Genomic DNA, 11586 nt, shown 5'->3' with positions numbered 1-11586 from the left:
GACCCGGTGCCGCGCGCCACCCCCGGCACCCGCGGCACTCCCGGGGCCGAGCAGTCCGGCGACGCCGCACGGGGGGCCGGGCGGCGGCACGCGGCCAAGGCCCATGAGCGGACCGCGTCCATCCCCGTACACCTGCTCTTCCGCGAGAACCCCGAGCCCACCGACGCCGCCGCGCTCCCCGCCGGTGTACTGCGGCGCGGGGCCGGTGGGCACCAGCCGGCCGCGGGGCTGCGGCGGCCGCCCGCGCCGAGGGGGCCGCAGGTGCGGCCTTCGACGCGGCCGGCGCCCGTCGGTGACCCACGGCTTGCCGAGCGGTCGGGGCCGGCGCTGCCCGGCTGGGTGGCGCTGCTTGCCGGGCTGGCCGGGATCGCCTCCGGTGGCGCCGTCCTCTGGTCGGTCGGCGCGCTGCCCGTCGCCCTGCTCACCCGGCTCGGGATCGGCTCGCGTCCGTACGACGGGATCGGTCTCGGCGCCTGGGCGGCGCTCGCCGCGCTGGGGGCGGCGGTGCTCCTCGCGCTCGGCGGCCTGAGCCGCGGACGGGTCGGGTACGCCTGGGTGCTGACGCTCTTCGGCGAGTACCGGGGGAGTGTGCGGCGCACCGGACTGATGTGGATCAGCCCGCTGTTGCTCCGCCGCCGGGTCGACGTACGCCTGCGGCACTGGCGCAGCGAACCGCTCCCCGCCGTGGATGCCAACGGTACGGCGCTGCGCGTCGTCGTCCTCGTCGTGTGGCGGATCAAGGACACCGTACGGGCGACGCTCGGGGTCGCGGACCACGAGACGTATCTGCGCGAGCAGGTCGAGGCGGCGATGGCGCGGGTCCTCTCGCAACTGCCCGCCGACGCCTTCCACGAGGACGCGCACACCCTGCGCAACGCGGAAGCGGTCGGTGACGCGCTGACCCGGATGCTGAAGGCGGACTGCGAACCCGTCGGCATCGAGGTGTACTCGGCGCAGCCGACCGGAATCGAGTACGCGCCGGAGGTCGCCGCGGCCATGCAGCGCCGCCGGATCGCCGCCATCGACGCCAAACACCGTGACAGTGTCCTGACTTCGGTGGTCGACGCGGTGGACGACACCGTGCACCGGCTGACCGCCAGGGGGCTCGTGGACCTGGACGACTACGAACGGAAGTCGCTGGTCAAGGACTTGACGGTGGCCTTCTACACCGGACGCAGTGGCGGGGAGGGCGCCTGAGGGCCCGCAGGGGATGCTGCGGCGGCGAAGCGGAATCCAACTCCCATTGGTCTGGACATGTTCATATCCCGTCAATAATCTAAGACTTGGTCTAGACCGCAGGGCGCGCGCGCAGCAGGGCTCATGGAACCTCCCCCACGTTCTTGAGGAGCGACAGCAATGCGTAAAAGGGCAAGCGCGGCCGTAGTCGGCCTGGCGATAGCGGGCGCCTCGATGTTCGCGACGAGCAGTGCCAACAGCCACGGCTACACCGACAACCCCATCAGCCGCCAGAAGCTCTGTGCCAACGGCACGGTGACGAACTGCGGCAACATCCAGTGGGAGCCGCAGAGCGTCGAGGGCCCGAAGGGCTTCCCGGCGGCGGGTCCGGCCGACGGCAAGATCTGCTCCGGCGGGCACGGCGAGTTCGCCCAGCTCGACGACCCGCGCGGCGGCAACTGGCCCGCCACCAAGGTGACGGCGGGCCAGGGCTTCGGCTTCCGCTGGCAGTTCACCGCCCGTCACGCGACGACGGACTTCCGCTACTACATCACCAAGGACGGCTGGGACCCCACCAAGCCGCTCACCAGGGCCGACCTGGAGCAGCAGCCCTTCATGACGGTGCCGTACGGCGGCCAGCAGCCCCCGGCGACCCTGACCCAGCAGGGCACCATCCCCACCCAGAAGACCGGGAAGCACATCATCCTGAGCGTCTGGAACATCGCGGACACGGCGAACGCCTTCTACGCCTGCTCCGACGTGCAGTTCTGACGTGTAGTCCGTCAGACAGTGCCCCTCACGTGCACTCCGGTTGAGCGACGGCGGCCCCGGCCGGGGCCGCCGTTCCCGGCGCCGACGCACGCTGCGCCCAGCGGACCACGCGTGGTGCCGCCGGGCCGGTCCCGGCTCGCGGCCGGTCACATCGGAGGCCGGGCGTCAGCGCTTTCCGGCCGCTCCCGGTCCTGCCGGGGCCGCGATGGCCCGGACCGGGCCGGACCGGGGCCACGCCGGCGCCCCGCGCGGACCGATACTGCGGTCCGCCGCCGCAGCAGCGTCACGGCCAGTACCGCGCCCGCCAGCAACAGCGCGGCCCCCGCCACCGAGGCGTACTGCATGCTGTGCACGAAGGCCTCCCGTCCGATCGAGATCAGCGACCCGTCCCCCGTGGCCACCGCACCCGCCAGCGTCTTACGGGCGTCCTTTGGCGCGGAGCCCGGCATGTCGGCGGTGTAGACGGCCGTGGCCACCGCACCGAGCAGGGCCATCCCCGTCGCACCGCCGAACTCCTGCCCCGTCTCCAGCAGCGAGGCCGCCGAACTCGCCTTCTCCGGCGGGGCGGTGGACAGAGCCAGGTCCGAGACGAGTGCCATCACGGTGACGATGCCGCAGCTCATCACGGCGCAGCCGCCGAGCAGCAGCCACAGCGAGTCCGTACCCGTCAGGGCGAGGACCGCGAAACCGGCGGCGGCGATGACGAAACCGGCGCAGATGACGCGCGTACGGTCGGTCCGCTGGGCGATCGCCGTGGCCGTCGGGGCGGCGGCGCCCACGGCCAGTGACGGGGCCAGGCTCCACAGCGCGGCCTCCATCGTGCCCATGCCGAGCACCGACTGCAGATACTGCGTGGTGAAGAACGAGGACCCCATCATGGCGAACGCGGCCAGCGCGTTCAGCCCGATCCCGGCAGCGAAGCCGCTGTTGCGGAAGAGCTCCCGGCTGATCATCGCGTCGCCGTGGCTGCGCTGGCGGTGGACGAAGAACAGGCCGACGACGAGCCCGGCGGCGATGATCAGCGCGTTCCGCACATCGAGCCCGTGCGCGGCGCTCTCCTTGACCCCGTAGACGACGGGCAGCACGGCCCCCATCGACAGCGGCACGCTCAGGAAGTCGAACCGGCCGGGGCTCGGGTCCTTGAACTCCGGTACCAGCGCCGGCACCAGGACCAGCAGCAGCACCATGGCCGGCACATTGATCAGAAAGACCGAGCCCCACCAGAAGTGCTCCAGCATGACCCCGCTGAGCACCGAGCCGAGCGCGATCCCGCCGGCCATGGCACCCGACCAGATGCCGATGGCCCGGCCGCGCTGCCGCTCGTCGCGGAACATGTTGCGTACGAGCCCCATCGTCGACGGCATCAGCGTCGCACCGCCGATCCCGAGCAGTGCGCGGGCCGCGATCAGCATCTCGGGGCTGGTGGAGTACGCGGCGGCGACGGACGCGGCACTGAAGGCGAACGCGCCGAGGAGCAGCAGCTTGCGACGGCCGATCCGGTCGCCGAGCGAGCCCATTGTGATGAGCAGGCCGGCCAGGGCGAAGGCGTACACGTCGAAGATCCAGAGCTGCTGGGTGGCGCTGGGCGCGAGGTCCCGGTCGATGGCCGGGATCGCGAAGAAGAGGACGGAGACGTCCATCGAGACGAGGAGGAGGGGAAGCAGAAGGACCACGAAGGCGGTCCATTCCCGGCGACCGGCGAGGGGGCCGCGCTCGGCGGTGGTGCTCGTAGCGTTCGTCATGCCTGGAAATGTACGAGCGTCTAAAACGCTTGTCTAGTACGTATGTGTAAAACGTTCGTACATCTCGATGGGCAGCAAAAAACGCACTGGGCGGTTCACGTGTGTACGTGAACCGCCCAGTGCGTTGTCTGTGCGCCGCCAGGGACTCGAACCCCGGACCCGCTGATTAAGAGTCAGCTGCTCTAACCAACTGAGCTAGCGGCGCCTGCTGACTCGAAAATAATACCTGCCCCCGAGGAGTGCTGACGACAGCCGGACAAACGGTGCACATCGGGCAACCTCAAGCCCGTCCGGCGATTGAGGACAAAGCCGTCCCGGGGGCACCCCGGTGAGCCTCGCCGATCGGTACCCCACCTAGAGCGCCAGCGACAAGAGCACGGGCGCCGCCCGCCGGTTCAGCGTGTCCGCCGCCGTGCGCAGGCGATGGGCATCCTCGATCGGCAGGGACAGTGCCAGGCACCCCGCCGACGCCCCGGCGGTCAGCGGCACCGCCGCACACACCGTGCCGACCGCGTACTCCTGGATGTCGAGCACCGGGACCGTCGCCGGCTGGCTGTCCAGCTTGGAGAAGAGGACCTTCTCGTTGGTGATCGTCCGCGAGGTGAGCCGGGCCGTCTTGTGGCGCGAGAGGTGGTCGCGGCGGCTGTTCTGGTCGAGCTGGGCCAGCAGGCACTTGCCGACCGCCGAGGCGTGTGCGGAGGACCGGAAGTCCACCCACTCGTTCACCGCGGGGGTGCGGGGACCGTCGGCGTACTGCGTGACCCGGATCTCGCCGTCGACGTACCGGCTGATGTAGACCGCCGCGCCGACCGAATCGCGCAGCTGCGCCAGCGACTGCTGGAGCCTGGTCTCCAGGGCCTGCCTGCGGGCCGCCCCGGAGCCGAGGAGCAGCAGCGAGGAGCCGATGACATAGGCGCCGTCGGTGATCTGCTCGACGTACCCCTCGCGGCGCAGCATCAGCAGCAGGGAGGTGAGATGGCCGACGGGCAGCCCCGTCTCCCGGGAGATCTGGGTGTCCGGCACGCCGGTGCCGTGCTTGGAGACCGTTTCGAGAACACGAAGGGCGTACTGCACCGAATGGAACGGTGCGGTCGGTTCGGGCTTCAACGTCACGGTTTCCCCCCACCAGGTTGTGACCGCAGGCTCTGCCCTCACGATAGCCGCCAAGAGCCCTTTCAGGGGCGGCTGTTGGCGACTTGATGGGGCGCCCCGACGCCGTAAGCTGGGGCGCACCCGTCCGGCATATGCCAGAGTCACTGGCGCGCGAGGAAGTGGCGAGGTCACAGCACTGCGGTGAGGAACTCGCGCGTACGTTCGTGTGCGGGATCCGTGAAGATTTTTTCCGGTGATCCCGACTCGACCACGCGTCCGGCATCGAACATCAGTACTGTCTCCGAGACGTCGCGGGCGAAGTTCATCTCGTGGGTCACGCAGAGCATGGTGATGTCGGTGTTCCTGGCGATGTCGCTCAGCAGCTCCAGCACGCCCGCCACCAGCTCCGGGTCGAGCGCCGACGTCACCTCGTCCAGCAGCAGGATCTCCGGCTGCATCGCCAGCGCGCGGGCGATCGCCACCCGTTGCTGCTGGCCGCCGGAGAGCTGGGAGGGATGCGCGTCGATCTTTCCCGAGAGCCCGACCAGGTCGAGCAGCTCGCGGGCGCGGCTCTCCGCCTCGTCGCGGTCCATGCCCAGCACGTTGACCGGGGCCTCGGTGATGTTCTGCAGCACCTTCATGTTGGGGAAGAGGTTGAACTGCTGGAAGACCATGCCGATCTTCTTCCGGGCCGCGCGCAGATGCTTCTCGGTCGCCGGCCTCAGCGAGCCGTCGGGCGCCCTGGTGTGGGACAGCGGGCCGCCGTCCACCCAGATGACCCCGTCGCTGACCCTTTCGAGGGTCATCAGCAGCCGCAGGATGGTGGTCTTGCCCGAGCCGCTGGGCCCGATCAGGGTGACGTGCTCGCCGCGCCGCACGGAGAAGTCCAGCCGGTCGAGGACGACGTGGTCGCCGTACCGCTTCACGACGTCGTCGAAGCGGACCAGCGGATGGCCGGTCGCCGCGACGACGGCCGGCGCGGCGTCCTCGGGGGCCGTGGGCGCGGTCTTCTGCAGGGGGAAGGATTCAGTGGCCAAGACGCTTCTCCAGCTTTCTCATCAGCAGCGAGGTGGGGTAGCTCGCGACCAGGAAGACCAGCCCGGCGAGCGTGAATGCCTCGGTGTACACGAAGTGGGCGGCGCCGTACTGCCGGGCCTCGAAGACCATCTCCTGCACCGTGATCACGGCGAGGAACGGGGTCTCCTTGAACATCGAGATCGCGTAGTTGCCGAGGGCGGGCAGCACATTGCGCACCGCCTGCGGCAGGATCACGGCCTGCCAGGTCCGCCGCGGGGTGAGCGAGAGCGCCCGGCAGGCCTCCCACTGGCCCTTCGGCACACCGCCGATCCCGGCGCGGTACACCTCGGAGGTGTACGTGGCGTAGTGGACGCCCAGCACCACGATGCCGATCACCAGCGGTTCCACCGAGGTGAACAGGGCGGCCGCGCCGACCAGTTGGACGAGCAGCGGGGTGGACCGGATGAACTCCATCACGGCTCGCACCGGCACCGTCACGAACCTGCTCGGGGCCCGCCCGGCGACCGCGATGGCGAGCCCGAGCACCGCGGCGACGAGCGTGCCGAGCACGGTCGCGAGCAGCGTGACCTCGAAGCCCTTGAGCACCAGGGGCAGCACGTCCCCTGCGGCGTTCCAGTCGAAGCCGTTCACCGGACACCACCTCCGGCCGCCGACGCGACGGCTTCCGTGGCGCTGCGGCTGCGCAGCAGCGAGCCCGCACCGGTCGCCAGGCCGAGCCGCCGCTTGGCGCCGCGCTCCAGCAGATTCATCAGCAGGGTCAGCGCGTAGGTCAGGACGAAGTAGATGACCAGCAGGGTCACGTACGCGGTGAGCGTCTCACCGGTACGGTCGCGCAACTGCTGGATCACGGTCATCAGGTCGGCCGCGGAGATCAGCCACAGCAGCGGGGTGCACTTCAGCAACTGGATCAGAAGATTGGTGAAGGACGGGATCATCTGCACCCAGGCCTGCGGAAGGATCACCTTCCGCATCCGGTGCAGCGGCGTCATGTTCAGCGCGACGGCCGCCTCGTACTGCGCACGCGGTACGGAGTTGATCGCGCCGCGCACCACCTCGGCGCCGTACGCACCGTAGTTGAGACCGAAGGCGACGACACCGCAGAGCAGCGGCGTCAGTTCGTACCCCGTCAGCGGCGGCATCGCGTAGTAGAGCCAGAACAGCTGGATGTAGAGCGAGGTACCGCGGAAGAACTCCACGACCACGCGGGACACACCGCGCGCCACCAGCAGCCGGCCGACCGACATCAGACCGAGGACGAACGACAGGAGCAGGGCGAGCAGCGCGCCGAGGACGGTGGCCTGGAGGGTCACCCACAGCCCCGCGCGCAACTGCGGCAGATCGTCGAAGAAGGCGGAGAAGAAATCACTCATGCGGTGCGTTCCGTCCCCGTCAGCCCTTGCACAGGTCGGCCGTCTTCAGGGTGGCCGGCGGGAGCTCGGTGGCCCCGAAGCCGTACTCCTGGAGCAGGCCCACATAGCGCGACCTGTCCGAGACGATCTTCTTCAGCTCGCGGTTGAAGGCGTCCCGCAGGTCCTCGTTGCCCTTGCGGAAGACGGCGCCGCCGGGGCTGTACTGCTTCGCGCCGCCGAGCTCCGGCAGGAAGGCCCCGGTGACCTCGGTGTCGGGGTTCGTCTTCGCCAGCCAGCGCAGCGAGATGCCGGTGAGCAGGAACGCGTCGACCCGGCCGCCCTTGACCGCGTCGGCGCCGTCCTGCGGCTTCTGCAGTGTCTTGATCTTGTCCTTGGGGATGCCCGCGCCCTCGGCGTACGTGCCCTCGACGGCGCCCGACATCACGCCGACGGTGATCCCGGCGGCCTTCGCGGACGCCAGGTCGGTGACCTTCTTCGGGTTGCCCTTCTTCACCATCAGCGCGGTGGGCGAGATGAACTCGGGCTCGGAGAAGACGGCGTTGGCGCAGCGCTCCGGCGTGATGGCCATGCCGGCGCTGACCACGTCGTACTTCCCGGCCTGCAGTCCGGGGATCAGGCCGTCCCACTCGGAGAGCGTGGGCTTCAGCTCGTCGACGCCGAGCGCCTTGAAGATCTCCCGGTGCAGCGTGGGCGCCTCGCCCTTGAGCTGCTTGCCCTCCAGGTAGCCGTACGGGGCCTCGTTGGCGTACGCGACCCGGACGAAGCCCTGCTTGCGGAGCTTGTCGAGCGCCCCCGCACCGTCCGTGGAACCGGCGTCGGTCTTGCTGCACGCGGAGAGCAGCCCGGGAACGACGAGCAGGCCACCCACGGCCGCCGATCGGTTGAGAAAGCCCCGGCGGGACAGGTTCGGGAAGTCAGCCATGGTTCGCAATCTCCTGGAGGGGTCGAACAGTCCGGACAGGGGGTGCGCCTGCCCGATTCCGTACGTCTATGCAGGAAGCGGCCCCCTGTGATCGAACGGTGGCCGGAAGGTGACCTTTCCGTGTCCGATGGCGGGCGGAGTGCGACGGCGGGTGCGCAGCGCGTATTGCCCCGCGCGGAACGGCCCATGACCGACCGTTATACGGAGATGTCCGCCATGAAGGGATGAAGTAGCCGTCGGTCCCGGTCGGTTGAGGTCACTCGCCGGGCTCCCGGACGGGGGCGTAGCCGCTCTGCTTGTCCACCACGTTCGGCAACGGTGCCCCGGCCGCCCAGAGTTCGAACATCTCCACGAACTGCTCGCCCAGCCGGTCCCGCCAGCCCGCCGTGTCGCCGCTCATGTGCGGTGACACGATCAGATCCGGTACGTCCCAGAGCGGGCTCTGCGGCCCCAGTGGTTCCTGCTCGAAGACATCGAGTGCCGCGCCCGCGATCCAGCGCTTGCGCAGTGCGGCGACCAGATCGTCCTCGACGACCAGCGGACCGCGCCCCACATTGATGAAGCGGGCCGACGGCTGCATCAGCCCGAAGAACCGTGCGTCGAACATGGACCGGGTCGACTCCGTCAGCGGCGCCGCGCAGATCACCCAGTCGGCCATGGCGGCCAGCCGGTCCAGATCCGCCACGCCGTGGACGGTGCGCCGCGCCCTGCGCCCCACGAGCGCCACTTCGACACCGAGGGCGATCAGCAGCCGGGTGATCTCCCGCCCGATCGGGCCCGCGCCGACGACGACCGCGCGGCTGCCCGCCACCTGGGTGCTCTCCCGGTGGCGCCACAGCCGCCGGTGCTGGAGCTCCAGCGTGCCGGGGAGATCCTTGGCGAACGCCAGCACCAGGCCCGTCACGTATTCGGCGATCGGCCGCTCGAAGATGCCCCGCGCGTTGGTCACCACCGTGTCGGAGGCCGCCAGCTCCGGGCAGAGCAGCCGGTCCACGCCCGCGCTCGCCGTATGCACCCACGCCGGGCGCGGCCCGGCGCCGGGCCAGGCGGCCCGTACCGCGTCGGAGGTGAAGTCCCACACCAGCAGTACGTCGGCTTCGGGGAGCCGCGCGGCGAGCCCGGCCTCGTCGGTGTACCGCACGGTGGCCCGGCCGGTCAGCCGGCCGAGGCGCGGCGACGGGTCGGTGTCCAGGACGAGCAGGGTGGGCTCTGGCATGAGAGACGGGCGCTCCGCTGCGTCTGAGATGTGCGGCCCGACCACGCTCGCACCCGCGCCCGCCTTCGTCAACAGGTCGCCGTGGAGGTGGCGACGTATGGGGCAATACTGGGGAGGGACGGGGTGAAACGGGCGTCCGCAGGAACAGGGCATCCGCCGGAACAGGAAGGGTGGACATGACGACCCTCGGCTTTCTCTACCCGGGCCACCACTTCGCGGAGGACGACTTCCCGCGGATGGAGATCCTGCTCGACGCCGTCAGGCTGGTCGTGAACCACACCGCCATCGACGAGGACGTCTACGAGATCGACGCGCTGACGCGCACCGGTGTGCCCGAACGGCTGGCCGCCGGGGTGCCGGAGCTGCAGCGCGCCGGTGTCGAGTCCGTCGTCTGGACGAGCGGCAGCGGCAGCTTCCTGCACGGGTGGAAGGGCGCCCACGAACAGATCGCCGCCCTGGCCCGGGCGGCCGGAGTGCCCGCCTCCAGCACCTCGTTCGGCTTCGTCCACGCGGTGCGGGAGCTGGACGCCACCCGCGTCGCGGTCGCCGCGACCTATCCCGAGGACATCGCCGCACTGTTCACCGCGTTCCTGCACTCCGCGGGGATCGAGGTCGTCGCCACCCACGCCGCCCACCTGGGCTCCGCCGCCGAGGCCGCCGCCTGGGGCCCGGACAAGGTGCGGGAACTCGTCCGGGCCGCGGACCGGCCGGAGGCAGAGGTGATGCTGCTGCCCGACACGGCCCTGCACACCGTCACGCACCTGGCGGAGCTGGAGGAACTCCTCGGCAAGCCGGTCCTCGCCGGAAACCAGGTGGCGGTCCGGGAAGGGCTGCGGCTGGCGGACCGCCGGGCCTGGTCCCCGAGGCTCGGCAAGATCTTCGCCGAGCGCGAGGCACCCCCGGCCCCGGTGGCCCGATGGGGCGAGGGCCGGGCGTGGGCACGGAGCGGAAAGAAGGGACGGCCCGGCCGGTGGGGGGAATAACCGGAGACCACCTCCTGTTCAGCTGTTCCGGACGGACGAGCGGACCGACGAGCGGACGGACGGACGAGCCGCACGCATGCGTATCACCGGAGAGGGCCAGGACGTGGACGAGATTCGAGCCGACGAGATCCGTGGCGACGAGATTCGAGCCGACGAGATCCGTGGCGACGAGATCCGAGGCAAGACGGAGGGGACGGCCACCGTTCCGCTCTCCGTGCTGGACCTGGTGACCGTGGGCCAGGGCCGCACCGCCACCCAGGCGCTGCGCACGAGCGTGGACATCGCACGGCTCGCCGAGCACCGCGGATTCCACCGCTACTGGGTCGCCGAACACCACTCCATGCCGGGCGTCGCCTCCTCCTCACCGGCCGTGATCCTGGCCCACCTCGCCGCGCACACCGAGCGCATCCGGCTCGGCTCCGGCGGCGTGATGCTGCCCAACCACGCACCGCTCGTCATCGCCGAGCAGTTCGGCACCCTTGAGGCCATGGCCCCCGGCCGCATCGACCTCGGCCTCGGGCGCGCCCCCGGCACCGACGGCGCGACGGCGGCCGCCCTGCGCCGCACGGACCGGCTGGGCGAAGGCGCCGATGATTTCCCGCAGCAGCTCGCCGAGCTGACCCGGTTCCTGGACGACGACTTCCCCGACGGCCACCCGTACGCCCGTATCCACGCGGTCCCCGGCCCGGTCCAGGCCACCGCCGAGGGCGGCGTCCAGTCGGCGGCCCGCCCGCCGATCTGGCTGCTCGGCTCCTCCGGCTTCAGCGCCCGGCTGGCCGGCGTACTCGGCCTGCCGTTCGCCTTCGCCCACCACTTCTCGGCCCAGAACACCGTGCCGGCCCTCGACCTGTACCGGGAGTCGTTCCGGCCGTCCGCGGTGCTCGACGCCCCGTACGCCCTGATCGGTGTCTCGGCCCTGGCCGCCGACGACGAGCGCGAGGCCCGCCGCCAGGTGCTCTCCGGCGCCCTGTCCATGGTCCGCCTGCGCACCGGCCGGCCCGGCCTGGTCCCGACACCCGAGGAGGCGGAGGCGTACGCCTTCAGCCCCATGGAGCGCGAGTTCGTCGACAGCTGGCTGGCCAACATCGTCCACGGCACGGCGGACGAGGTCCGTACGGGCCTCGACGACCTGGCCAAGCGCACCGGCGCCGACGAGCTGATGATCACCGCCAACGCCCACGGCGGCGAGGCCCGGCTGCGCAGCTACGAGCTGATCGCGGACGCGTACGGGCTGCCGACGGCCTGACACCGGCCCCGGTGTTCCGGCCCTGCGGAG

At 70.8% G+C, this 11586-nt stretch carries 11 protein-coding genes and 1 tRNA gene; 4 read left to right on the top strand and 8 right to left on the bottom strand.

The genetic code is table 11. The features are described from left to right. Both ACFVV1_RS10810 and ACFVV1_RS10805 read left to right on the top strand, forming a co-directional pair. Nucleotides 1-1197, top strand: a 1197-nt coding sequence (locus tag ACFVV1_RS10810; RefSeq protein WP_389987715.1) for an SPFH domain-containing protein, incomplete at its 5' end; no start/stop codon positions are given. Between the two features lie 159 nt (nucleotides 1198-1356). Beyond that, entirely contained in the window at nucleotides 1357-1947 is a 591-nt protein-coding gene (locus ACFVV1_RS10805) for a lytic polysaccharide monooxygenase (protein WP_389987712.1), read from the top strand. 146 nt (nucleotides 1948-2093) lie between these two features. Here ACFVV1_RS10805 and ACFVV1_RS10800 read toward each other — a convergent pair whose 3' ends face one another. The 8 genes from ACFVV1_RS10800 to ACFVV1_RS10765 all read right to left on the bottom strand — a co-directional run bounded on the left by ACFVV1_RS10800 (nucleotide 2094) and on the right by ACFVV1_RS10765 (nucleotide 9327). Then, entirely contained in the window at nucleotides 2094-3689 is a 1596-nt protein-coding gene (locus ACFVV1_RS10800) for an MFS transporter (protein WP_389987709.1), read from the bottom strand. 131 nt (nucleotides 3690-3820) lie between these two features. Further along, a tRNA-Lys gene (locus ACFVV1_RS10795) sits at nucleotides 3821-3894 on the bottom strand. Nucleotides 3895-4043: 149 nt separating this feature from the next. Continuing rightward, the gene (locus ACFVV1_RS10790) at nucleotides 4044-4802 is read right to left on the bottom strand and encodes an IclR family transcriptional regulator (RefSeq protein ID WP_389987706.1); all 759 of its coding nucleotides are present in this window, start codon (nucleotides 4800-4802) and stop codon (nucleotides 4044-4046) included. 167 nt (nucleotides 4803-4969) lie between these two features. Next, nucleotides 4970-5818, bottom strand: a complete 849-nt coding sequence (ehuA, locus tag ACFVV1_RS10785; protein ID WP_389987703.1) for an ectoine/hydroxyectoine ABC transporter ATP-binding protein EhuA — start codon at nucleotides 5816-5818, stop codon at nucleotides 4970-4972. Next, entirely contained in the window at nucleotides 5808-6449 is a 642-nt protein-coding gene (gene ehuD / locus ACFVV1_RS10780) for an ectoine/hydroxyectoine ABC transporter permease subunit EhuD (protein ID WP_389987699.1), read from the bottom strand. The genes ehuA and ehuD overlap by 11 nt, the downstream gene beginning before the upstream one ends. After that, complete coding sequence (ehuC, locus tag ACFVV1_RS10775) at nucleotides 6446-7189, bottom strand: ectoine/hydroxyectoine ABC transporter permease subunit EhuC (protein ID WP_389987696.1); 744 nt, start codon at nucleotides 7187-7189, stop codon at nucleotides 6446-6448. Before ehuC ends, ehuD begins: the two co-directional genes overlap by 4 nt. A gap of 19 nt (nucleotides 7190-7208) precedes the next feature. After that, on the bottom strand, nucleotides 7209-8111 hold the full coding sequence (gene ehuB / locus ACFVV1_RS10770) for an ectoine/hydroxyectoine ABC transporter substrate-binding protein EhuB (RefSeq protein WP_389987693.1): 903 nt from the start codon (nucleotides 8109-8111) through the stop codon (nucleotides 7209-7211). Nucleotides 8112-8367: 256 nt separating this feature from the next. Further along, complete coding sequence (locus ACFVV1_RS10765) at nucleotides 8368-9327, bottom strand: D-2-hydroxyacid dehydrogenase (protein ID WP_389987690.1); 960 nt, start codon at nucleotides 9325-9327, stop codon at nucleotides 8368-8370. Between the two features lie 176 nt (nucleotides 9328-9503). Between ACFVV1_RS10765 and ACFVV1_RS10760 the strand changes: the two genes are divergently transcribed. Together ACFVV1_RS10760 and ACFVV1_RS10755 are read left to right on the top strand one after the other, a co-directional pair. Further along, nucleotides 9504-10310, top strand: coding sequence for a decarboxylase (locus ACFVV1_RS10760; RefSeq protein ID WP_389987688.1), 807 nt, complete (start codon nucleotides 9504-9506; stop codon nucleotides 10308-10310). A 76-nt stretch (nucleotides 10311-10386) separates the two neighbouring features. Next, nucleotides 10387-11556 (top strand): LLM class flavin-dependent oxidoreductase, encoded by a 1170-nt coding sequence (locus ACFVV1_RS10755; RefSeq protein ID WP_389987685.1) that lies wholly within the window; start codon nucleotides 10387-10389, stop codon nucleotides 11554-11556. Nucleotides 11557-11586: the final 30 nt, after the last annotated feature.

The organism is Streptomyces sp. NPDC058092 (genome assembly GCF_042884935.1).
In the GTDB taxonomy this organism is placed as follows: Bacteria; Actinomycetota; Actinomycetes; order Streptomycetales; family Streptomycetaceae; genus Streptomyces.
Note: the sequence above shows the minus strand (reverse complement) of the source record. Positions and strands in the feature narration are given on the sequence as shown.